Annotated in this window: 25 protein-coding genes; 22 read left to right on the forward strand and 3 right to left on the reverse strand. The window is 68.5% G+C overall.

Annotated features, from left to right (window positions below):
* Nucleotides 1-11: 11 nt before the first annotated feature.
* The 5 genes from ACRSBM_RS42800 (at nucleotide 12) to ACRSBM_RS42820 (ending at nucleotide 3164) form a co-directional block, all read left to right on the forward strand.
* The gene (locus ACRSBM_RS42800; RefSeq protein ID WP_434452619.1) at nucleotides 12-1520 is read left to right on the forward strand and encodes a M1 family metallopeptidase; all 1509 of its coding nucleotides are present in this window, start codon (nucleotides 12-14) and stop codon (nucleotides 1518-1520) included.
* A gap of 40 nt (nucleotides 1521-1560) precedes the next feature.
* Nucleotides 1561-2310 carry an SDR family NAD(P)-dependent oxidoreductase gene (locus tag ACRSBM_RS42805; RefSeq protein ID WP_434452621.1) on the forward strand — a complete coding sequence of 250 codons (750 nt, stop codon included), beginning with the start codon at nucleotides 1561-1563 and terminating at the stop codon, nucleotides 2308-2310.
* A gap of 107 nt (nucleotides 2311-2417) precedes the next feature.
* On the forward strand, nucleotides 2418-2795 hold the full coding sequence (locus ACRSBM_RS42810; protein ID WP_434452623.1) for a Scr1 family TA system antitoxin-like transcriptional regulator: 378 nt from the start codon (nucleotides 2418-2420) through the stop codon (nucleotides 2793-2795).
* Between the two features lie 26 nt (nucleotides 2796-2821).
* Nucleotides 2822-3016, forward strand: a complete 195-nt coding sequence (locus ACRSBM_RS42815; protein WP_434452624.1) for a Scr1 family TA system antitoxin-like transcriptional regulator — start codon at nucleotides 2822-2824, stop codon at nucleotides 3014-3016.
* Nucleotides 2991-3164, forward strand: a complete 174-nt coding sequence (locus ACRSBM_RS42820; protein ID WP_434452626.1) for a DUF397 domain-containing protein — start codon at nucleotides 2991-2993, stop codon at nucleotides 3162-3164. Before ACRSBM_RS42815 ends, ACRSBM_RS42820 begins: the two co-directional genes overlap by 26 nt.
* A 135-nt stretch (nucleotides 3165-3299) precedes the next feature.
* Here the strand turns inward: ACRSBM_RS42820 and ACRSBM_RS42825 are convergent, their stop codons facing one another.
* On the reverse strand, nucleotides 3300-4532 hold the full coding sequence (locus tag ACRSBM_RS42825) for an isochorismate synthase (RefSeq protein ID WP_434452628.1): 1233 nt from the start codon (nucleotides 4530-4532) through the stop codon (nucleotides 3300-3302).
* An 87-nt stretch (nucleotides 4533-4619) separates the two neighbouring features.
* On the opposite strand from ACRSBM_RS42825, the gene ACRSBM_RS42830 reads away from it, so the two are divergent.
* From ACRSBM_RS42830 to ACRSBM_RS42865, 8 genes are all read left to right on the forward strand, one after another.
* Nucleotides 4620-5042, forward strand: coding sequence for a DUF3592 domain-containing protein (locus tag ACRSBM_RS42830; protein ID WP_434453482.1), 423 nt, complete (start codon nucleotides 4620-4622; stop codon nucleotides 5040-5042).
* 9 nt (nucleotides 5043-5051) lie between these two features.
* On the forward strand, nucleotides 5052-5993 hold the full coding sequence (gene paaA, locus ACRSBM_RS42835) for a 1,2-phenylacetyl-CoA epoxidase subunit PaaA (RefSeq protein ID WP_434452630.1): 942 nt from the start codon (nucleotides 5052-5054) through the stop codon (nucleotides 5991-5993).
* Nucleotides 5990-6274 (forward strand): 1,2-phenylacetyl-CoA epoxidase subunit PaaB, encoded by a 285-nt coding sequence (gene paaB / locus ACRSBM_RS42840; RefSeq protein WP_089915556.1) that lies wholly within the window; start codon nucleotides 5990-5992, stop codon nucleotides 6272-6274. The genes paaA and paaB overlap by 4 nt, the downstream gene beginning before the upstream one ends.
* The gene (gene paaC / locus ACRSBM_RS42845; protein WP_434452633.1) at nucleotides 6271-7155 is read left to right on the forward strand and encodes a 1,2-phenylacetyl-CoA epoxidase subunit PaaC; all 885 of its coding nucleotides are present in this window, start codon (nucleotides 6271-6273) and stop codon (nucleotides 7153-7155) included. Before paaB ends, paaC begins: the two co-directional genes overlap by 4 nt.
* Nucleotides 7152-7643: a 1,2-phenylacetyl-CoA epoxidase subunit PaaD gene (gene paaD / locus ACRSBM_RS42850; RefSeq protein WP_434452635.1), complete on the forward strand. Its 492-nt coding sequence runs from the start codon at nucleotides 7152-7154 to the stop codon at nucleotides 7641-7643. Before paaC ends, paaD begins: the two co-directional genes overlap by 4 nt.
* Nucleotides 7644-8684, forward strand: a complete 1041-nt coding sequence (paaE, locus tag ACRSBM_RS42855; RefSeq protein ID WP_434452637.1) for a 1,2-phenylacetyl-CoA epoxidase subunit PaaE — start codon at nucleotides 7644-7646, stop codon at nucleotides 8682-8684.
* A 38-nt stretch (nucleotides 8685-8722) separates the two neighbouring features.
* The gene (locus tag ACRSBM_RS42860) at nucleotides 8723-9250 is read left to right on the forward strand and encodes a hypothetical protein (RefSeq protein WP_434452639.1); all 528 of its coding nucleotides are present in this window, start codon (nucleotides 8723-8725) and stop codon (nucleotides 9248-9250) included.
* A 157-nt stretch (nucleotides 9251-9407) separates the two neighbouring features.
* Nucleotides 9408-10031 carry a hypothetical protein gene (locus tag ACRSBM_RS42865; protein WP_434452641.1) on the forward strand — a complete coding sequence of 208 codons (624 nt, stop codon included), beginning with the start codon at nucleotides 9408-9410 and terminating at the stop codon, nucleotides 10029-10031.
* On the opposite strand, the gene ACRSBM_RS42870 is transcribed toward ACRSBM_RS42865, so the two are convergent.
* Nucleotides 10016-10849, reverse strand: coding sequence for an inositol monophosphatase family protein (locus tag ACRSBM_RS42870; RefSeq protein ID WP_434452643.1), 834 nt, complete (start codon nucleotides 10847-10849; stop codon nucleotides 10016-10018). The genes ACRSBM_RS42865 and ACRSBM_RS42870 overlap by 16 nt on opposite strands.
* A gap of 144 nt (nucleotides 10850-10993) precedes the next feature.
* On the opposite strand from ACRSBM_RS42870, the gene ACRSBM_RS42875 reads away from it, so the two are divergent.
* The 3 genes from ACRSBM_RS42875 to ACRSBM_RS42885 are packed head-to-tail and all read left to right on the forward strand — an operon-like array spanning nucleotide 10994 to nucleotide 13953.
* Entirely contained in the window at nucleotides 10994-12067 is a 1074-nt protein-coding gene (locus ACRSBM_RS42875) for a glycosyltransferase family 4 protein (protein ID WP_434452645.1), read from the forward strand.
* Nucleotides 12064-13161: a glycosyltransferase gene (locus ACRSBM_RS42880; protein WP_434452647.1), complete on the forward strand. Its 1098-nt coding sequence runs from the start codon at nucleotides 12064-12066 to the stop codon at nucleotides 13159-13161. Before ACRSBM_RS42875 ends, ACRSBM_RS42880 begins: the two co-directional genes overlap by 4 nt.
* A 36-nt stretch (nucleotides 13162-13197) precedes the next feature.
* Nucleotides 13198-13953, forward strand: a complete 756-nt coding sequence (locus ACRSBM_RS42885; RefSeq protein ID WP_434452650.1) for a demethylmenaquinone methyltransferase — start codon at nucleotides 13198-13200, stop codon at nucleotides 13951-13953.
* Nucleotides 13954-14038: 85 nt separating this feature from the next.
* Here ACRSBM_RS42885 and ACRSBM_RS42890 read toward each other — a convergent pair whose 3' ends face one another.
* Entirely contained in the window at nucleotides 14039-15001 is a 963-nt protein-coding gene (locus ACRSBM_RS42890; protein ID WP_434452653.1) for a hypothetical protein, read from the reverse strand.
* A gap of 273 nt (nucleotides 15002-15274) precedes the next feature.
* Here ACRSBM_RS42890 and ACRSBM_RS42895 point away from each other — a divergent pair, with 273 nt between their 5' ends.
* The 6 genes from ACRSBM_RS42895 to nuoE all read left to right on the forward strand — a co-directional run bounded on the left by ACRSBM_RS42895 (nucleotide 15275) and on the right by nuoE (nucleotide 20578).
* Nucleotides 15275-16540, forward strand: a complete 1266-nt coding sequence (locus tag ACRSBM_RS42895) for a geranylgeranyl reductase family protein (protein WP_434452655.1) — start codon at nucleotides 15275-15277, stop codon at nucleotides 16538-16540.
* A 266-nt stretch (nucleotides 16541-16806) separates the two neighbouring features.
* The gene (locus ACRSBM_RS42900) at nucleotides 16807-17172 is read left to right on the forward strand and encodes an NADH-quinone oxidoreductase subunit A (RefSeq protein ID WP_167975087.1); all 366 of its coding nucleotides are present in this window, start codon (nucleotides 16807-16809) and stop codon (nucleotides 17170-17172) included.
* Between the two features lie 7 nt (nucleotides 17173-17179).
* Nucleotides 17180-17731 carry a NuoB/complex I 20 kDa subunit family protein gene (locus ACRSBM_RS42905; protein WP_065915907.1) on the forward strand — a complete coding sequence of 184 codons (552 nt, stop codon included), beginning with the start codon at nucleotides 17180-17182 and terminating at the stop codon, nucleotides 17729-17731.
* Entirely contained in the window at nucleotides 17728-18471 is a 744-nt protein-coding gene (locus ACRSBM_RS42910; RefSeq protein WP_434452660.1) for an NADH-quinone oxidoreductase subunit C, read from the forward strand. The genes ACRSBM_RS42905 and ACRSBM_RS42910 overlap by 4 nt, the downstream gene beginning before the upstream one ends.
* On the forward strand, nucleotides 18468-19865 hold the full coding sequence (locus ACRSBM_RS42915; RefSeq protein WP_434452662.1) for an NADH-quinone oxidoreductase subunit D: 1398 nt from the start codon (nucleotides 18468-18470) through the stop codon (nucleotides 19863-19865). The genes ACRSBM_RS42910 and ACRSBM_RS42915 overlap by 4 nt, the downstream gene beginning before the upstream one ends.
* Nucleotides 19862-20578 (forward strand): NADH-quinone oxidoreductase subunit NuoE, encoded by a 717-nt coding sequence (nuoE, locus tag ACRSBM_RS42920; protein WP_434452663.1) that lies wholly within the window; start codon nucleotides 19862-19864, stop codon nucleotides 20576-20578. The genes ACRSBM_RS42915 and nuoE overlap by 4 nt, the downstream gene beginning before the upstream one ends.
* The last annotated feature ends 3 nt before the right edge of the window (nucleotides 20579-20581 follow it).

Below are 20581 nucleotides of genomic sequence, written 5' to 3' on the forward strand. Positions count from 1 at the left end.
GCGTCCGCCGCATGTCGATCAGATCAAAGGCGACGGCCGCGGTGGCGTCCGCGGCCGCGATGACGCTCTTCGCGGGGACGGCGCTGGCGGCGTCTCCGGGTGCTCCCGGCGCCGGCGACCCGTACTTCCCGACGTACGGCAACGGCGGCTACGACGTCTCCCACTACGACATCAGGCTCAACTACAACCCGAACGGCGACCAGCTCTCGGGCACCACGACGATCCTGGCCAAGGCCACCCAGGACCTCACGCAGTTCAACCTGGACTTCCTGCTCAAGGTGAAGTCGGTGCGGGTCAACAACGTGCCGACGCCGTTCGTCTCCGACGACGGCGAGCTCACGCTCACCCCGCGCGGCGGCGTCCGCAACGGCCAGAACCTGACGATCGTCGTCACCTACGCGGACTCGCCGTCCACCGTGAAGGACCGCAACGGCTTCACGGCGTGGACCAAGACTCCCGACGGCGCACTGGCCATCGGCGAGCCGGAGATCTCGGCGTGGTGGTACCCGTCCAACGACCACCCGACCGACAAGGCCACCTTCGACGTCAACGTGGCCGTCCCGAACGGCGTCGAGGCCATCTCGAACGGCACCTTCGTCGGCCAGACGCGGCAGATCAACGGCTACACCCGCTGGAACTGGCGCAGCACCAAGCCGCAGGCGACCTACCTGACGTTCCTCTCGATCGGCCAGTTCGAGGTCCGCCAGTCCACGGCACCCAACGGCCAGCCGGTCGTGAACGCCTACTCCGAGCGCCTCGGCGAGCACACCGACGCCGCGAAGGCGAGCGTCGAGCGCACCCCCGAGGTCACCGAGTTCCTGGCGGAGAACTTCGGCCCGTACCCGTTCGAGGCCCAGGGCGGCGTCGTGACGCCCGACCTCGGCTACGCGCTGGAGAACCAGACCCGCTCGACCTACGACGACGCGTTCTTCCGCCGCGGCGCCAACACCTACGTCGTCGCGCACGAGGTCGCCCACCAGTGGTTCGGCGACTCCGTGTCGGTCCACCACTGGCGCGACATCTGGCTGAACGAGGGCTTCGCCTCCTACGCCGAGTTCCTGTGGTCCGAGCACGTCGGCGAGGGCACCGCCCAGGAGAACGCCGACTTCGTCTACGACTCCTACCCGGCCGACAGCGACTTCTGGAACGTCCTGCCCGGCGATCCCGGCGCCGGCAACGTGTTCCACGGCGCCGTCTACGACCGCGGCGCCCTCACTGTCCACGCGCTGCGCGTTGCCGTCGGTGACGAGAAGTTCTTCGAGATCCTGCGCACCTGGGTGGCCGAGAAGAAGTACTCGGACGCGACGATCGAGGAGTTCATCGCGCTGGCGGAGCGGGTGTCGGGCCAGCAGCTCGACCAGCTGTTCCAGACGTGGCTCTTCACGAAGGGCAAGCCCGCGGAGGCGCCCGGACGTGCCGCGGACGCCGCTTCGCAGTCGCTGTCCGTCGCCAAGGCCTCGGAGCCGAAGTCGCGCGCCAAGATCCAGCTGACGCACGAGCTGCTGGACGCGCACAGGTAAGTCGGTGGCGAACCCGCCCGGTGACGAGCACGATCAACGAATGCACCCTCGTGTCGCGCTCGTCACCGGCGCCGGTTCCGGAATCGGCGCCGGAACAGCCCAAGCCCTGGCAGCCCTGGGCCACCGGGTAGCCCTGGTCGACCGAACCGACCGGGCGCAGGCGGTGGCCGAGCAGATCACCGCGTCCGGCGGAACAGCGGTGGCGGTGCCGGCGGACATCAGCGACCCCGACGCCGTCACCCAGGCGGTCGCCGAGATCACGACCCGCTTGGGTCCGGTGGAGATCCTGGTCAACAACGCCGGCTTCGCCAGGGACAGCATGGTCCTGGACATGCCGCTGTCCGACTGGGACGCCGTGATGAACACCCACCTGCGCGGCAGCTTCCTGATGCTCAAAGCCATCGCGCCGGCCATGCGCGCCGCGGGCTGGGGCCGCATCGTCAACATCTCCAGCATCTCCGCACTGGTCGACGACGACCGCGCCAACTACGTCGCCGCCAAGGCAGGCCTGGAAGGCTTCACTCGCGCCACCGCACTGGACCTCGCCCCGTTCGGCATCACCGTGAACGCGGTCGGCCCCGGCGTGGTGGTGACCGAGATGACCAAGGTGTCCGCCGCCCGCGCGGGCCGCACCCTCGACGAGCACATCGAAGTGCAACGGAAGTCGATCCCGCGAGGCCGCGTCGGTACGCCACACGACATCGCCCGCGCCGTCCTGTTCTTCGCGGCGGAGGACGCCGACTACGTGACGGGCCAGGTCATCTACGTCAGCGGAGGGCCGCACGGCTGACCCGTTTCCACCCGAACGAGCCCGTATCGTGGATCAAGTCCAAGTCATACCGTCGATGGCTATGGCACCTAGTACCCCATCCACCGCGTACAGCCGAGACCTGGGCGATGAGCTGCGGCGATTGCGCGAGACCTGCACCGACCTCAAGGGACACGAGGTGGCCGACCGCCTCGGCTGGGACCCCCAGCAAGGTCTCGACCATCGAGCACGGCAAGGCGCGGCCCAGCGAGATCGACCTGGTCCAGTTCCTGACGATGTGCGGCAAGGACATCGACTTCTTCGAGGACTTCAAACGCCGCTACCGCAACGTGTTCGACGAGTACATCGTGCAGGTCCCCGACAACGTGCGCACGCTCGCCATGGCCGAATCGACGGCCAAGACGATGCTCAACTACGACACGCTGACGGTTCCGGGTCTCATCCAGACGGAGAGGTACGCCGACGCCCTGTACCGAGCGGCCGGATTGCTTGTTCTACGTGCATGAGCTAGCACTGCGGCAACAGGTCGGCGATGCCGATCGCCTACAGCGAGACGGATCTGACCCAGGTGTTCGTGCAGGACCTGGGGGCCATCGCGCGGACTAGGTTGATCTTCAACCGCTTGGCCGAGGTCGCCTTGGAGGAGGAACAATCGCGGAGGAAGCTGGCGGAGTACGTCGGCACACCGCGAGAGGATCTCGATGACCGAGGACCGCACTTGGCGTAAGAGCAGCTACAGCAACGGCACGCCAGAAGGTGATTGCGTCGAGGTCTCGCTCACCCGCGACGCGTGCGTCCGCGACTCGAAGAACGTGGCCGGTGAGGTGCTGACCTTCAGCACCTCGGCCTGGCGCGCGTTCCTCGAACACGTCTGATCGGTCGATCGAGGGCGCGCGGCCACAACGTCTCACCGCCACCGGCTGGGCCGACGTGCCACCAGAACTCGACAATCACCCGTGGCGCCGTGTGGGGCCTACACGAAAGGCAAAGCAGCGTTCATCGACGGCGTCCTATAGCCCTTCGAGGGCCTCACGCATAGGCCGCATCTTGGCGTGCGCCTCCTGCACCTCGATGTCCGGATCCGAGTCGGCAACCAGCCCACACCCGGCGAACAACCGAGCTGTAGACCCGGAAATCTGTGCACACCGCAGGGCGATCCCGAGCTCCCCGTCCCCGTTCCCGTCGATCCACCCGACCGGCCCGGCGTACCGCCCGCGGTCCATCCCCTCCAACTGCAAGATCAGCTGAGTCGCGTCCAGCCGGGGCGTCCCACCCACGGCAGCAGTCGGATGCACCGCCGAGCCGAGATCCAGCAACGACACCGGCGACTCCAGCTCACCGATCACGTCAGAAGACAGGTGCGACACGTTCGGCAGCCGCAGGACGGAAGGCCCCTCGATCGACATCGTCGAGCAAAAGGGCTTCAAGGTGTCCGCGAGAGACCGAATCGCGTAGTCGTGCTCTTCGAGGTTCTTCTCCGACGACATCAACGCCGACGCGAGCTCCTCGTTCGACACCCCGTCGTGCGGCCAGGTGGTCCCGGCCAGCACCCGCGAGTCCACGACCGACCCGGTCCGCCTCAACAAGAGTTCCGGCGTCGCGCCGACCAGCCCGTCCACCGCGTAGGCCCAGCACTCGGGGTACCGGCGGGCCAGCCCCTGCAGCACGAACCGCTGGTCCAGCCGCCGGTCCGTCAGCGCGACCAAGTCGTGCGCCAGCACCACCTTGTCCAGCTCACCGCCGCGCATCCGGCGCACGGCCTCGCGCACGACCTCGCGGTACTGCGTGACCGGCAGCTGGCCGTTCGCGTACCGCACGGTCGACGGGCGCGTCAGCGGCGCGACCAGCGGTGCGGGGTCCGAGGCGCCGATCGTGGTGACCCACTGCTCGCCGTTGCGGCGGCCGACGACGACCTCGGGGACGATCAGCACCGAGTCGCCGGGCTCGTCGGCGAAGGCCATCGACACGAAGGCCACCGGGCCGCTGCCGGGCACGCCCAGCGAGTCGTCGACGTCCAGGTGCGCGCAGAACTCGCGCCACCACTTGTCCGCCTGCGCGAACCGGTCGGGACCGCTGACCTCCAGGCGTGCGGCCTCACCCCAGCCGACCAGACCGGACCCGTCGCGCACCCAGGCGAGCGCGTGCTCGGGGTCCGGCAGCAGTCCGAGCAGGTCACCGGCGGTGTCCCGCCTCGACCGGACGCGGATTCGCTGCCGTGCTCGCGATGTGGGTGCTGAGGTCACGCTTCGACTGTATGGACATCAACCTGAAAGCGCGGCATCCGCCCGGCTCTAGACTTCTCAGTTGTGGTGGAGGACGCAGTGACCAGGATGCCCAGCGGTGCACGCGTCCGCCGTGCGGTCTGCGGGGCTTTGTTCGTCGTCGGTGGCGTGATCACGCTCGTCTGCGTGCTGCTGCCGATCGCGTGCTGGCGGGACGACGTGGCCATCGAGCGGTCGATGGGGCAGGCGGTCGCGCAGGTCGACTCCGTCTCCTTCAACCGGACCGTTGTGCGCTACGCCACACCGGACGGGCGCGTGATCATCCCGTCGCAGGGCGTGCTGTACCCGGAGGGGCTCAAGGTCGGGGACAACGTGCGGGTCGAGTACGACCAGACGAACCCAGAACTCACCCGCGTCGCCGGCCGGACCGCGGTGCTCAGCCTGCTGCCCGTCGGAACCTTCCTCGTGTCCGTCTGGATCGTCATCGCAGCGGTTGTGACAGTTCTGCGCAGATTCGGCACTCGGGTGTAACATCGGGTCATGGCGGATGACCTGGAGCTGCGCTTCGAGCGCACCGTGCAGGCCGAATCGCGCATCGAGCCGCGCGACTGGATGCCCGACGGCTACCGCAAGACCCTGATCAGGCAGATCGCCCAGCACGCGCACTCCGAGATCATCGGGATGCAGCCGGAGGGCAACTGGATCAGCCGCGCGCCCTCGTTGCGCCGCAAGGCGATCCTGCTGGCGAAGGTGCAGGACGAGGCCGGGCACGGGCTGTACCTGTACTCGGCGACCGAGACGCTCGGCGCCGACCGCGAGGACCTGACGACCAAGCTCATCGAGGGCCGCCAGAAGTACTCCTCGATCTTCAACTACCCGACGCTCACGTTCGCCGACGTCGGCGTGATCGGCTGGCTGGTCGACGGCGCCGCGATCTGCAACCAGGTCCCGTTGTGCCGCACGTCCTACGGGCCGTACGCGCGCGCCATGATCCGCATCTGCAAGGAAGAGTCGTTCCACCAGCGGCAGGGCTACGAGCTGCTGATGACGATGATGCGCGGCACGCAGCAGCAGCGCGACATGGTCCAGGACTCGGTGAACCGCTGGTGGTGGCCGTCGCTGATGATGTTCGGCCCGCCGGACTCGGAGTCCACGAACACCGAGCAGTCGATGGCGTGGCGGATCAAGCGCGACACCAACGACGAGCTGCGGCAGAAGTTCGTGAACATGAGCGTGCCGCAGGCCGAGGCGCTCGGCGTGACGTTCCCGGACCCCGAGCTCAAGTGGAACGAGGAGCGCGGGGAGTACGACTTCGGTCAGCCGGACTGGGACGAGTTCTGGCAGGTCGTCAAGGGCGGCGGTGTCTGCAACGAGCAGCGCATCGCCCACCGACGCAAGGCGCACGAGGACGGCGCGTGGGTCCGTGAGGCCGCCGCCGCGCACGCCGCGAAGCACGCCGTTGCGAAGGAAGGTGCCGCGTGAGCACGTCTTGGCCGTTGTGGGAAGTGTTCGTGCGCGGCAAGCGCGGCCTGAACCACGTGCACGTCGGTTCGCTGCACGCGCCGGACGCGGAGATGGCGCTGCGCAACGCCCGTGACGTCTACACGCGCCGCAACGAGGGCGTCTCGATCTGGGTGGTGCCCGCGACCGAGATCACCGCCTCCTCGCCGGACGAGAAGGACCCGTTCTTCGCGCCGTCCGGCGACAAGGTCTACCGGCACCCGACGTTCTACGCGATTCCCGAGGACGTGCCGCACCTATGAGCTTCGACAATGCGTACGAGTCGCTCCTCGGCCACGAGGACGCGCACTGGGCGTTCGGGACGGGTTTCTCGGAGGCCCTCTCCGGCGTGAACCGCGAGTTCCCGGCCGGAGTCGACCGCGAAGCCCTCGCCGCGTACTGCCTCATGCTCGGCGACGACGCGTTGATCTGCTCGCAGCGGCTCTCGGAGTGGTGCTCGCGCGCTCCCGAGCTGGAAGAGGACATCGCACTCGCCAACATCGCGCTGGACCTGCTCGGCCAGTCTCGCATGCTGCTGACGCGCGCCGGCGAGGTGCTCGGCCGCGACGAGGACGCCCTGGCGTACCTGCGCGACGAACGCGAGTTCCGCAACGTGCACCTCGCCGAGATCGACTGCGGCCCCGGTCCCGGCGGCGACTTCGCGACGACCATCGCGCGCCTGCTGGTGTTCTCGTCGTGGCGGCTCGCGCTGTTCTCCCGCCTGCGCGGCTCGGCCGACCCGGTCCTCGCCGCGATCGCCGAGAAGGGCCTGAAGGAACTGGCCTACCACCGCGACCACGCTGCTCAATGGACCGTTCGTCTCGGCGACGGCACTGACGAGTCGCACCGGCGCATGCAGGCGGGCCTGGAGCGCGTGTGGCCGTTCGTGGACGAGCTGTTCGCGACGCACTCCGTCGAGGCCGCCCTGGCCGGTGTCGCGGTCGACCCCGCGTCGCTGCGGTCCGAAGTGGACGGTGTGCTGCAGGCGGTGCTAGACGCCGCCGGCCTCACGCGTCCCGCGGACACCCGCGCCGCCCGCGTCGCCGGCATGGCGGGCCGCGACGGCGTCCACACCGAGGCCATGGGCTACCTGCTCGCCGAGATGCAGCACCTGCACCGCTCGCTGCCGGGAGCGGTCTGGTGACCACGGCACTCGAGATCGCGTCGGCCGTGCGGGACCCGGAACTCCCGGTCCTCACGCTGGCGGACCTCGGCGTGCTCCGCGACGTGTCCGAAGTCGACGGTCGCGTCGTCGTCACCATCACCCCGACCTACTCCGGCTGCCCCGCGATCGACGAGATGGGCGCCGACCTGCGCCGTTCGTTGATCCGCGCGGGCTTCGAGGACGTCGAGGTACGGCTGTCGCTGTCCCCGGCCTGGACGACGGACTGGATCAGCGAAGAAGGCCGCACCAAGCTCGCCGAGGCCGGCATCGCACCGCCGTCCCGCATCGGCCCGACGGTCGCCGGCCCGGTGCCGCTGAACCTGGTGCCGCCGTCACGCCAGGTCGCCTGCCCGCAGTGCGGCTCGCCCAACACCTCGGAGATTTCCCGGTTCGGCTCGACCGCGTGCAAGGCCCTGCGTCGCTGCAACGCCTGCGCCGAACCGTTCGAGCACGTCAAGGAGATCTGAGTGGCTCGCCGTGCTGCCTTCCACAAGCTCACCGTCGCGAGCGTCGACCGCCTCTGCGACGACGCCGTGGCCGTCACCTTCGACGTGCCGGCCGACCTGGCGGAGGAGTTCGCCTTCGCCGCGGGCCAGTACCTGACCCTGCGCCAGGGCGACGAACGCCGCTCGTACTCGATCTGCGCCCCGGCGGGTTCTCCACCGCGGATCGGCGTGCGCCGCGTCGACGGCGGCCAGTTCTCCACCTGGCTCGTGGACCGCGTCGTCCCCGGTGACGTGCTCGAAGTCCTGCCGCCCCTGGGCAAGTTCACGCCCTCCGGCACCGGCACGCACCACGGCCTGGTCGTCGCCGGCTCCGGCATCACCCCGGCCCTGTCGATCGCCGCCACGGTCCTCGCCACCGGCGCCCGCGTGACCCTGATGTACGGCAACCGCAGCACCAACACGGTGATGTTCGCCGACGAGCTCGCCGACCTGAAGGACCGCTACCCGGCCACGTTCCAGCTCATCCACGTCCTGTCCCGCGAACCCCGCGACGTCGAGCTGTTCACCGGCCGCCTGACCGCCGAGAAGCTGACAGCGCTGTTCGGCAGCGTCGTCCCGTTCGACGCCATCGACGAGTGGTGGCTGTGCGGCCCCTACGAGATGGTCCAGGACGCCACGGCCGTACTGCGCGATCGCGGCGTGCCCGCCGAACGCGTCCACCACGAACTCTTCTACGTCGACGAACCGCCACCCCCACCCCGCCGCGCCGAGGCCGTCGTGGACGCCGCCGCCTCCGTGACGGTCGTGCTCGACGGCAAGTCGACCACCCTGCCGCTGCCCGCCGACGAGCCGATCCTGGACGCCGCTCAACGCGTGCGCGCCGACCTGCCGTTCGCGTGCAAGAGCGGGGTGTGCGGTACGTGCCGTGCGTTGGTGACCGAGGGCAGCGTCGAGATGCGACGCAACTACGCGCTCGACCAGTCCGAGGTGGCGGCCGGCTTCGTGCTGACCTGTCAGGCGCTGCCGACCAGCGAGTGCGTGACGGTCGATTTCGACGCCTGATCGGAGTAGTCCGTTACTCCTTTGAGACCATATGGTCCATGTGGCACGGATTTCTGGACGAGTCGCGGCGAGGTACCACCTACCTGATCGCCGTGACCTTGGTGCGTTCTCGAGACCTCGACGCGATGCGATCGGTGATGCGCGGTCTGGTGAAGCACGGGCAGCGGCGTATCCACTTCAACGACGAGGGGGATCGCCGGAGGAAGGAGGTGCTGTCCCAGATCAGTGCCCTCGGCGTGAGTGCCTACGTCTGGACCTGCAAGAACAGCAACGATGCGATTGCACGCTCGGCGTGTCTGTTCGAGATGATCCCTCGCCTGGTGGACCTCGATGTCGCACGGCTCGTGCTGGAAAGCTGCCAGCACCAGGACGCCGCCGACCGTCGCGTGCTCGCTGCCGGCATCCGCAAGTTCGGTGGAACGTTCACCTACGAGCACCTGAAGCCGGCCGAAGATCCGCTGTTGTGGATCAGCGACGCGATCGCGTGGTCATACGGTGCGGGTGGTGACTGGCGCCGGCGGGCCTGCGACCTGATAGGTGAGGTGGCGGCGGTAAAAATCCCCTAGACAGCGCGAAACCCGGCAACCCGTCGTCCGGCGGGTGAACCGGGTCCACTTCCGGCTCCTATTGGAACCGGCAACAAGAACTATAGCAGAAACGATGCGCTGCTCGTGAACTCGGAAGGGCACCGAACGGCGGATGAACATGGCACGATCACGTGCCATGGGGGTCGTCGTCCGCTCAGCGCTCTGGGGCGCCGCCATCGGCACGCTGCTGATGGGCGCCATCACCACGGCCATCGACCTGGCCGTCGCCAGTGACAAGCCGCCGTCCTCGCCCTTCATCACGATCCTCGCGATCCTCGCGATCGCCCTCCTGTTCGGCGGCCTCCCCGGCGCGGTCATCGGCACCGGCGCCGGCTTCGTCCGCCGCTCGATCCAACGGCCACGCCAGGCCCTCAAACCCATACAACCGCCGATCCCGCACCAGCCCTACGACATGTGGTCCGACCTGGTCGAACGGTGCGCCGAGTCGACGCGCAGGGTCGCGGCCGCCGTCCAGACGGTGCCGGGCTCACCCGCCAAGGAGTGGCTGCAGCGGATCAGCGAGCAGCTGACCGGGGAGCTCGACGACGTGCGCGGCATCGCGCAGCTCGGGCGGGCACTGGGGGCCGTCGACCGGCAGCACCCGGTCTACCAGCGGTTGCTCAGGGCCACGCACGACTTCCACCAGTTCGAGAACGAGGTCGGCCGGGTGGCCTTGCAGATGTTCGACCACCCGGAGCTCGACGAGGCGCGCACGCATCTCGAGGTGCTGGAGAAGCAGCTGCCTCAGTTGTCGACCTGAAGCGCCGACTGCCACCAGCTCAGCACCTCGTCGGCCGCCTCGGGGGCGGCCACCAGCAGGCCGTCCACGGGCAGTTGGTTGCCTGCGCCGCGTCTGTCCAGCACGACGGCACCGGACTCCACGGCCAGAGAGACCGCACCGGCGACGTCCCACTCGTGATAGCCGTGCAGCACGGCAGCCGCCACGTGGCCTAAAGCCACCTGTGCGACGGCGAGGCATTTCGAGCCGAGGACGCGCACGCCCGTGCCTGCTATCGCGGCCGTGGAGATGAACTCGCCCATGCCGGGCCACGGGCCTGTGCGGGTCATCTCGGTGCACACCACAAGAGAATCGCCCTGGCGTTCGGTCAGGCGGACCGGGGTGCCGTTCGCGCGCATTCCGCGGCCACGGGCGGCGGCGTAGATCTGCGAGCGGTACGGGTCGGCGACGACGCCGACGACGGGGCCCCAGCGGTCCACCAGGGCGAGGCTGTAGGCGCACCACGGCATGCCCGCCGTGTAGTTCGCGGTGCCGTCGACCGGGTCGACGACCCAGCGGAACTCCGAGTCGCCCGGGACGTCCGGGTCGGAGTTCTCGCAGAACACCGGTATCGACGGGAACTCGGCGGTGAGCACGCGCCTCGTGTGGCGTTCCAGGGTGCGGTCGGTGTCGGTGACCCAGTCGAACGGGGACTCGCCGGAGTCGGGACGCACGCCGCGACCGGCGGTGGCCATGATGACGTCCGAGGCGTCGTTCGCCAGGCGACCGGCCACTTCCAGCGCGATGGACACCAGGCCGGGGTCTACCGGGTGCGCGGGACGGGACGACAAGACGGTCATGCTGGCCTAGTTTCACCGGGTCGGATGACCGGCAACCGAAGCGCAGATGACGAATCGACGATCACCTGGCCACGACGTGAGGTGTTCTGTCCGCGTCAAATCCCGCGTCACGCGGACTTCATACGGGCACCTCAGGGTGTCCCTGTGCGAGTAGCGATCGTGACCGAGAGCTTCCTGCCTCAGGTGAACGGCGTCACCAACTCCGTGCTCAGAGTCCTGGAGCACCTGCGCCGAGGCGGCCACCAGGCGCTCGTGGTGGCGCCGGGAGCCGGTGCCGACGAGCACCACGGCACGCCCGTCGTCAGAGTCTCCACGGTCGACGTGCCCATGGTGACGAGCCTGCCCATCGGCGTGCCGAGCCCGAGAGTGCTGCACGCCCTCACCGACTTCCAGCCCGACGTCGTGCACCTCGCGTCGCCGTTCGTGCTGGGCGCGTACGGGCTGAGAGCCGCGCGCAAGCTCGACGTGCCGGCCGTCGCGGTCTACCAGACCGACGTCGCCGGGTTCGCGGGCAACTACGGGCTCGGGCTCACCAAGCGCGCCGCGTGGCGGTGGACCAAGCGCCTGCACACCCTCGCCGACCGCACGCTGGCGCCGTCGAGTTCCGCGGTCGAGGCGCTGGAGCAGCACGGGGTGCCGCGCGTGCACCGGTGGGGCCGCGGCGTCGACATCGACCTCTTCCGCCCTCGCCCGAAGCACAACGACGAGCTGACCATCGGCTACGTCGGCCGCCTCGCGCCGGAGAAGCAGGTGTTCCGGCTGCGCGAACTCCGCGACCTGCCGGGCGTGCGGCTGCGGATCGTCGGCGACGGCCCGGACCGCGAGCAGCTGGAGAAGGACCTGCCCGACGCGGAGTTCCTCGGCTTCCGCACCGGTCAGGAGCTCGCCGAGGCCTACGCGTCGCTGGACGTCTTCATCCACACCGGCCCGCACGAGACGTTCTGTCAGGCCGTGCAGGAGGCGCTGGCGACCGGACTGCCGGTGCTCGCACCGAACGCCGGCGGCCCGCGCGACCTGGTCCGCCACGGCCGCACCGGGTACCTCTTCGAGGACGACATCGCGCAGTACGTGGACCTGCTGCGCGACCCGTTGGTGCGCAAGCGGTTCGGTCTCGCCGCCCGCAAGTCGGTGCTGTCCCGCACCTGGCCGGCGGTCTGCGACGAGCTGATGGGTCACTACGCCGCTGTTCTGGGACTCAGTCACCAGGCGGCCGCTTGAGGATCGTGCAGCTCGCCAACTTCTACGGCCCCAGGTCGGGCGGTCTCCGCACGGCACTGCACCACCTCGGCACGGGTTACGCGCAGGCGGGCCACGAGGTGGTGCTGGTCGTGCCGGGTGCCCGCCGCGCGGACGAGGTGCTGCCCGGCGGGGTCCGGCGCATCACGCTGCCCGCGCTCAAGGTCCCGTACACCGGCGGCTACCGCGTCGTGGACCCGTGGCGCGTCAAATCCCTGATGGAGCACCTGCGGCCGGACCGGCTGGAGGTCTCCGACCGGCTGACGTTACGCGGCATGGGCGCCTGGGCGAGCGAACGCGACATCCCCAACGTCGTGATCTCCCACGAACGCCTGGACCGCCTGCTGCAGTTGGTGCTGCCTCCCAGCCCGGCCGAGCGCGGTGCGGACTGGGCCAACCGCCGCATGGCCGACTCCTACGACACGGTCGTCTGCACGACAGGTTTCGCCCGCGAGGAGTTCGACCGAATCGGCGCCAAGAACGTCACCCAGGTGCCACTAGGCGTCGACCTAGCCACCTTCACCCCGCACCGGCACTCCGCAGAGCTGCGACAGGACCTCTTGCAGGGCAAGGAGAACCTCCTGATCCACTGTGGACGCCTGTCCCCGGAGAAGCACGTCGAACGATCCGTAGACACGCTCGCCGAACTGCACGAACAGGGCCACTCGGCACGCCTGGTGATCGCCGGCGACGGCCCCAGGCGCTCATTCCTGGAGAAGCGCGCGGCAGGCCTGCCGATAACCTTCCTCGGTTTCGTCAAATCGCGCCTGGACGTAGCGTCCCTGCTCGCCTCGGCCGACCTGTCGCTGGCACCGGGCCCGCACGAGACGTTCGGCCTGGCCGCCCTGGAGGCCCTGGCCAGCGGCACCCCGGTAGTCGTCAGCCAGAGCAGCGCTCTAAAGGAGATCGTCCAGCCATCATGCGGCGCGGCCGTCTCCGACCACGCGACGGCGTTCGCCGAGGCAGCCCGGCAGCTGCTGGAATCGGGCTCCAGGGAGGCAGCCCGGGCACGCGCGGAGGAGTACCCGTGGCACACGGCGGTGGACGGCATGCTGACCGCCCTGAAGGTGCCCTGAAGATGATCTCAGCGAGTCTGACTTAGTCTTTAGTTCATGTCGCGAGCCGGCTTGGACAAGAACCCCCGCGAGGTCGCCGAGATGTTCGACGGCGTGGCCAAGGGCTACGACCGCACGAACTCGGTCATGACGCTGGGCTTCGACCGCCGCTGGCGGGAGTGGAGCAGGCGCGTCCTCGACGCCCGCCCCGGCGAGAAGGTCCTGGACCTGGCAGCGGGCACCGCCGTGTCGACCGTCCAGTACGCCGAGTCCGGCGCCTGGTGCGTAGCAGCGGACTTCTCCGTGGGCATGCTCGCCTCAGGCGCCCACCGCCGAGTCCCCAAGGTAGCCGCTGACGCCCTGCGCCTACCGTTCAAGGACAACTCCTTCGACGCCGTCACGGTGTCCTTCGGCATCCGCAACTTCAACGACACGGTCGTCGCCCTCCAGGAGATGGCCCGCGTCACGAAGCCGGGCGGCCGCATGGTGATCTGCGAGGTCTCCACCCCGGTCTGGAAGCCGTTCCGCTTCGTCTACATGCGCTACCTGCTCAAACTGCTCCCGCTGATCGCGAAGTTCGTGTCGAGCAACCCGGTCGCCTACTCCTACCTGGCCGAATCCATGGCCACCTGGCCCGACCAGCGCACCCTGGGCGAGCTGATCTCGCAGGCGGGCTGGGAGGACGTGGCCTGGTTCAATCTGACCGGTGGCATGGTCGCCCTCCACCGAGCAACCAAGCCCAAGCCGAACGCGAAGCCGAACGAGCCCAAGCCGACGCCCGAGCCGGCCGAATCTCCCGAGCCGACCACCTGACCGCCCGCCCGCCCGTCCGCCCGTCCGCCGGGAACGCGGGGGCCCTACGTTCCCTTGAAGGAAACGTAGGGCCCCCGCGTTCCCGTCAGACGGGCCGCCACACCGTCGCTTTGACGTCTGGACGCGGGCGCGTAGATGCGGAGCGGTAGGCGCCCAGTAGTTCTGAGATGACGCCGTTCGGATCGGCCCTAAGTCGAGATGGAACGGTGTGTACGGTCATCACGCCGTGCGCCAGCAATGCTGAATGCTGTGCCATCGTGTGGGCATAGTCGGCGGGGGACATGTGGAACTCCTTCGAGTCGATCTGCCAGGCCAACCCGACCTCGTCCCACCAGCCGTCCACGATCGCGAGCTGTTGTCCACATGCCGAGCGGATCAGCACGTTCCGCTGCGGCGACGGCAGCGAGGAACGGCTGACCAGCGATCGCGCCCACGCTTCGGCTGCGGAGCGGACGCCGTCCGACACCTCGTCGAGTACCGTTCTGGGTAGGGCGGTGCCGCCGAGGTGCATGTTTTTCAGTTCCGCCGTGAGTGCTGTTGGTGAGCAGAGTTGTCGTTGGACAGCATCGGCGATCATCGCCCGGACCACGTCGAAGCGAGCCTCCCGACGTGCGGCGTCGATGAGAGCACGAGCGAGATGGACTGTGGGAAAACCGTCGATCAAGCTCCCTGACCATGGCCGGTTGGATCGTTCGACGAGAAGAGGGCCCTGGCTCGCGAGACCTCTTCCATGAGGTACGAGGACATGGATGCGATGGTCTTCAGGAAGACGCCGCACGCCGTGCCTCCGAGCAGCCTCCAATCCCGTCAGGAAGGCGAGCGGGCCCGCGCGCAACAACGCACCCCGGACGAGCTGTCTTCGGTCGGGAATGCCGCCGTTGAGCAGGTAGACACCGAGGAAGATCCGCGTCCAACCGCCGCCAGGCCGGCACTTGAGTGCCATGGCCTTGCCCGTTAGTCCCAGCACCAGCAGTTCACGGCGGGCGGCCACGCCGTCCTCGAACAGATCCGCCAGACGTCCGTAGTCAGCCGCAGCCCGTTTCGTCATTCAGCCAATCATGGACATCTGGCAGTGATCGGCAACCACCGCATGATCGACATGTGGATAACTTGCGATCTTCGAGGGAACGCGGGAGTCCTGCGTTTCCTTTTGGGGAACGCGGGGCCCCCGCGTTCCCCAAGCGGCAGCTGGCGGAGCGCGGCCTTTGGGTGCGCGGCAGCGGGCTTGGGGCGCGGGGTCTCAGCGGGCGCCGGTTAGAGTCGCGAACAGAGCTGTGAGCTGTGTTGAGTTGTGACGACCGGTACACGTTAGGGAGTCTGGATGAGCAGGCGCGGGATCAACGAGGACGCCGACGTCATCGTGGTGGGGGCGGGACCGGCGGGCTCGACCGCGGCGACCTACCTCGCCAGGGCGGGCCTCGACGTCCTCCTCCTGGAGAAGAGCACCTTCCCCAGGGAGAAGGTCTGCGGCGACGGCCTCACCCCCCGAGGTGTCAAGCAGCTGATCGACCTGGGCATCGACACCCGCGAGAGCAACGGCTGGCTGCACAACAAGGGCCTGCGCGTGGTCGGCGGCGGCGTCACGATGGAGCTCGACTGGCCTGACCTGGCCACCTTCCCGAACTACGGCCTCGTGCGGCCGCGCATGGACTTCGACGAGATGCTCGCCAACGCCGCGAAGGCAGCCGGCGCGCGCATGCACGAGAACACCACGGTCACCAAGGCCATCATCGAGAACGGCCGGGTCGTCGGTGTCGAGGCCAAGCAGGGACCGGAAAAGAACCCGGTCACCTACAAGGCCCCCATCGTCGTCGGCTGCGACGGAGTCAGCGCCAGGCTCGCCCTGAGCGTCGGCCTGCAGAAGGACGACGCCAAGCCCATGGGTGTGGCGGTCCGCCGCTACTACAGCAGCCCGCGCACCAAGGACGACTACCTCGAGTCGCACCTCGAGCTCTGGGCGCCGGACGGCCAGCTGCTGCCCGGCTACGGCTGGATCTTCGGCATGGGCGACGGCAGCGTGAACGTCGGCCTGGGCATCCTCAGCACGTCGAAGGCCTACGGCACCACCGACTACCGCCAACTGCTGCGGTCCTGGCTCGACGGCACCCCCGAGGAGTGGGGCTTCCGCGAGGAGAACGCGACCAGCCGCATCGGCGGCGCCGCGCTCCCCATGGGCCTCAACCGCAAGCCGCACTACCGGGCGGGCCTCCTCCTCGTCGGCGACGCCGGCGGCATGGTCAACCCGTTCAACGGCGAGGGCATCGGCTACGCCATGGAGTCGGCCAAGATCGCCTCCGAGAGCATCGTCCAGGCCCTCGCCCGCACCGGCGTCAACCGTGAACGGGCGCTGCACGGCTACCCGGTCCGGATCGAGGAGGCGCTCGGCAGTTACTACCGGCTCGGGAACGTCTTCTCGAAGCTCATCGGTAACCCGGCGATCATGCGGACCGCAACGAAGTACGGAATGCCGCGGAAACGCCTGATGAAACTGGTGCTCAAGCTACTCGCGGGCCTCTACGACCCCAAGGACGGCGACGCAATGGACCGGCTGATCGTGGCCGCCACGAAGCTCGCTCCCACGGCCTGAATTACTCCGAATAGGGGACGGCACCGGCTCAATACGAGCCGGTGCCGTTTCGCATATGTCCGGCCGGTAAAACCCCCAGGTCAGACCCTGTGATCCAGGTCATTTACAGGCGTTCTACACTGGCGGGCGACCTTGTGAATCAGTTCACAACAGTGTGAACTAGCTTGTGAACTGTTTCACAAGCGTTTGTTAGGTTCGCCTAACAAACGAGCCGGAGAACAACACCCTTAGGGTGCGCCTCGACCGCGAGGAAAGGACGACGGAGCGTGCTTGACCCTTACCTCCCCCTCGTATTGATGTTCGCGCTTGCCGGGGCGTTCGCACTGTTCTCGGTGACCGCAGCGCCCTACATCGGACCCCGCCGCTACAACCGGGCGAAGCTCGACGCGTACGAGTGCGGCATCGAGCCGAGCCCGCAGCCGGTCGTGGGTGGTGGGCGCATGCCCGTCGCCTACTACCTCACGGCGATGCTGTTCATCCTGTTCGACATCGAAATGGTCTTCCTCTACCCGTTCGCCGTGGCCGCCGACAAGCTGGGCCTGTTCGGGCTGGTGGAGATCGTCCTGTTCGTCGCCACGGTCGGCTTCGCGTACGTCTACGTGTGGCGTCGCGGCGGCCTCGACTGGAACTGAGGAAGTCATGGGTCTCGAGGAGAAGCTCCCGAACGGCATCCTGCTGGTCAGCGTCGAGAAGCTGGTCAACTGGACCCGCAAGTCCTCGCTCTGGCCTGCCACCTTCGGCCTGGCCTGCTGCGCCATCGAGATGATGACGACGGGTGGTCCGCGCTACGACCTGGCCCGCTTCGGCATGGAGGTCTTCCGGGCCTCACCGCGCCAGGCGGACCTGATGATCGTGGCCGGCCGCGTCACCAACAAGATGGCGCCGGTGCTGCGGCAGATCTACGACCAGATGCCCGAGCCGCGCTGGGTGCTGGCCATGGGCGTGTGCGCCAGCAGTGGCGGCATGTTCAACAACTACGCGGTGGTGCAGGGCGTCGACCACGTCGTGCCCGTCGACATGTACCTGCCGGGCTGCCCGCCGCGGCCGGAGATGCTGATGGACGCGATCCTCAAGATCCACGCCAAGATCATGGACGAGCCGCTGAACGCCGTGCGCGCCAAGGCACTCGCCGACTCGGGTTACCGCACCGATCTCATCCCGTCCTCCGAGCGTTTTGCGAGGAAGAAGTGACCGAGCCAGGGGGAGAGCACTCCAGCGCCGACCGCGCTGTGGAGGGCCTCGAAAAGACCAACGGCGCGGAAGCCAAAGCGCCGATCTTCGCGGGCAAGGAGCGCCAGGGCCTCTTCGGCGTCACCGGCTCCGGTGACACGTCCGGCTTCGGTGGCCTGCGCCTGCCCGCCCACGTGGCCGCTCCGTCCGAGCGCCCGTTCGGCGGCTGGTTCGACGAGGTCGCGGACGAGCTCATCGCCGCCATCGGCGAGAAGGGCCTGCCCGCCGACACGGTGCAGCAGGTGACGGTCGACCGCGGCGAGATCACCTTCTACCTCAGGCCGGAGACGCTGCTGGAGGTCGCGCGCATCTGCCGTGACACCCCGTCCCTGCGCTTCGAACTCTGCAGCTCGGTGTCCGGTGTCGACTACGGCGCCGACGTGCCGCAGCGCCTGCACTCGGTCACGCACCTCACGTCGATGACGTACCGCCGCCGCATCCGGCTGGAGGTCGCGGTCGACGTCGAGGACCCGCACGTGCCGAGCCTGATCGACGTCTACCCGACGGCGGACTGGCAGGAGCGCGAGACCTGGGACATGTTCGGGATCATCTACGACGGTCACCCCGGACTGACCCGCATCCTCATGCCGGACGACTGGGACGGCCACCCGCAGCGCAAGGACTACCCGCTGGGCGGCATTCCGGTCGAGTACAAGGGCGCGGAGATTCCTCCGCCGGACCAGAGGCGGTCCTACTCATGACCGAGCGGCTTTCCGACGTCACCACCGGGACGAACACCAGCGCGACCGGTAGCGACAGCACGGACGACGTCACCACCCGCACCGAGACTCCTGAGATCGCGGACTCGCGGAAGACCACCGAGGGCACCGTCTACACGGTGACCGGCGGCGACTGGGACGAGGTGCTCGCGGACGCGGTGCACGACGAGCGCATCGTCATGAACCTCGGCCCGCAGCACCCGTCGACGCACGGCGTGCTCCGTCTGGTCTTGGAGCTCGAGGGCGAGACGGTCACCCACGCCCGCAGCGTCATCGGCTACCTGCACACCGGTATCGAGAAGAACGTCGAGTACCGGAACTGGGTCCAGGGCGTCACCTTCGTGACGCGCATGGACTACCTGGCGCCTCTGCACAACGAAGCCGCGTACTGCATGGGCGTCGAGAAGCTGCTCGGCGTCACGGTCCCGGACAAGGCGCAGGCGATCCGCGTGCTGCTGATGGAGCTCAACCGCATCAGCTCGCACCTCGTCGCCCTCGCCACCGGCGGCATGGAGCTTGGTGCCCTCACCGGCATGACCTCCGGGTTCCGTGAGCGTGAAGAGGCGCTGCACCTGCTGGAGCACCTCACCGGCCTGCGGATGAACCACGCGTTCATCCGACCCGGCGGCCTCGCTCAGGACCTGCCGGCCGACGCGGTCGAGAAGATCACCGCGTTCGTCAAGGTCATGGAGAAGCGGCTGCCGGACTACGACAAGCTGCTCACCGGCCAGCCGATCTGGCGCAACCGCCTCGCGGGCGTGGGCTACCTTCCCGTCGACGCGTGCCTCGCGCTCGGCATCACCGGCCCGATCCTGCGCTCCGCCGGCCTCGGCTGGGATCTGCGCAAGGTCGAGCCGTACTGCGGCTACGAGAACTACCAGTTCGACGTGCCGACCTCGAACGCGGCGGACTGCTTCGCGCGGTACCTGCTGCGTCTCGAGGAGATGCACCAGTCGCTGCGGATCATCAAGCAGGTCGTGAAGAGCCTGCCCACCGGTCCGGTGATGGTCGCCGACGCGAAGATCGCATGGCCCGCGCAGCTCACGATCGGCAGCGACGGCATGGGCAACTCGCTCGAGCACGTCCGCAAGATCATGGGCCAGTCCATGGAGTCCCTGATCCACCACTTCAAGCTGGTGACCGAGGGCTTCAAGGTGCCGGCGGGCCAGGTGTACGTGCCGGTCGAGTCGCCGCGCGGCGAGCTCGGCTACCACATGGTCTCCGACGGCGGCACGAGGCCGATGCGCGTGCACGTCCGCGAACCAAGCTTCGTGAACCTCCAGTCGATGCCCGCGATGTGCGAGGGCGGCATGGTCGCCGACGTGATCGCGTCCGTCGCCTCGATCGACCCCGTGATGGGTGGTTGCGACCGATGACTCAGGCACAGGAAACCGCGTTCGACCAGTCCACTGTGGACCGGGCGCAGGCGATCATCGCCCGGTACCCGCAGTCCCGCAGTGCGTTGTTGCCGATGCTGCACCTCGTGCAGTCGGTCGAGGGCTACGTCTCCCAGGACGGCATCCGGTTCTGCGCCGGGCAGCTCGACCTGAGCGAGGCCGAGGTCAGCGCGGTCGCGACGTTCTACACGATGTACAAGCGCCGCCCGTGCGGTGAGCACCTCGTGAGCGTCTGCACGAACACGCTGTGCGCGGCACTGGGTGGCGACGAGATCTACTCGACGCTCAAGAGCCACCTCGGCGTGGGCCACGAGGAGACCGCGGGCGAGCCGGGCACGCCGGGCTCGATCACCCTGGAGCACGCCGAGTGCCTCGCCGCGTGCGACCTCGGCCCGGTGCTGCAGGTGAACTACGAGTTCTACGACAACCAGACGCCGGACAAGGCGCTGGGACTCGTGAAGGCGTTGCAGTCGGGGGAGAAGCCCGCCCCGACGCGCGGCGCGCCGCTCACCGACTTCAAGCAGGCCGAGCTCCAGCTTGCCGGGTTCTTCGAGGGTCGCGACGCCGACCTCGACGGCCCGTCGGCGGCGCCGGAGACGCTGGCCGGTGCGCAGATCGCCAAGGAACGCGGCTGGGACGCTCCCGCGACTCCCAAGAATGCCGAGTTCCCTGCCCTGCCGGAAAAGAAGTAGGGA

It is taken from the genome of Lentzea xerophila, assembly GCF_051094245.1.
GTDB classification, from domain to species: domain Bacteria; phylum Actinomycetota; class Actinomycetes; order Mycobacteriales; family Pseudonocardiaceae; genus Lentzea; species Lentzea xerophila.

Excerpts from the sequence above, each read along its gene's own strand:
- nuoE (WP_434452663.1), top strand. The coding sequence starts at position 19,862 with ATGACTCAGGCACAGGAAACCGCGTTCGACCAGTCCACTGTGGACCGG.
- ACRSBM_RS42915 (WP_434452662.1), top strand. The coding sequence starts at position 18,468 with ATGACCGAGCGGCTTTCCGACGTCACCACCGGGACGAACACCAGCGCG.
- ACRSBM_RS42870 (WP_434452643.1), bottom strand. The coding sequence starts at position 10,849 with ATGACCGTCTTGTCGTCCCGTCCCGCGCACCCGGTAGACCCCGGCCTG.
- ACRSBM_RS42810 (WP_434452623.1), top strand. The coding sequence starts at position 2,418 with ATGAGCTGCGGCGATTGCGCGAGACCTGCACCGACCTCAAGGGACACG.
- ACRSBM_RS42895 (WP_434452655.1), top strand. The coding sequence starts at position 15,275 with ATGAGCAGGCGCGGGATCAACGAGGACGCCGACGTCATCGTGGTGGGG.
- ACRSBM_RS42815 (WP_434452624.1), top strand. The coding sequence starts at position 2,822 with ATGCCGATCGCCTACAGCGAGACGGATCTGACCCAGGTGTTCGTGCAG.
- ACRSBM_RS42905 (WP_065915907.1), top strand. The coding sequence starts at position 17,180 with ATGGGTCTCGAGGAGAAGCTCCCGAACGGCATCCTGCTGGTCAGCGTC.
- ACRSBM_RS42890 (WP_434452653.1), bottom strand. The coding sequence starts at position 15,001 with ATGACGAAACGGGCTGCGGCTGACTACGGACGTCTGGCGGATCTGTTC.
- ACRSBM_RS42800 (WP_434452619.1), top strand. The coding sequence starts at position 12 with ATGTCGATCAGATCAAAGGCGACGGCCGCGGTGGCGTCCGCGGCCGCG.
- ACRSBM_RS42820 (WP_434452626.1), top strand. The coding sequence starts at position 2,991 with ATGACCGAGGACCGCACTTGGCGTAAGAGCAGCTACAGCAACGGCACG.
- ACRSBM_RS42860 (WP_434452639.1), top strand. The coding sequence starts at position 8,723 with ATGTGGCACGGATTTCTGGACGAGTCGCGGCGAGGTACCACCTACCTG.
- paaA (WP_434452630.1), top strand. The coding sequence starts at position 5,052 with ATGGCGGATGACCTGGAGCTGCGCTTCGAGCGCACCGTGCAGGCCGAA.
- ACRSBM_RS42805 (WP_434452621.1), top strand. The coding sequence starts at position 1,561 with ATGCACCCTCGTGTCGCGCTCGTCACCGGCGCCGGTTCCGGAATCGGC.
- ACRSBM_RS42865 (WP_434452641.1), top strand. The coding sequence starts at position 9,408 with ATGGGGGTCGTCGTCCGCTCAGCGCTCTGGGGCGCCGCCATCGGCACG.
- ACRSBM_RS42885 (WP_434452650.1), top strand. The coding sequence starts at position 13,198 with ATGTCGCGAGCCGGCTTGGACAAGAACCCCCGCGAGGTCGCCGAGATG.
- ACRSBM_RS42830 (WP_434453482.1), top strand. The coding sequence starts at position 4,620 with ATGCCCAGCGGTGCACGCGTCCGCCGTGCGGTCTGCGGGGCTTTGTTC.
- paaC (WP_434452633.1), top strand. The coding sequence starts at position 6,271 with ATGAGCTTCGACAATGCGTACGAGTCGCTCCTCGGCCACGAGGACGCG.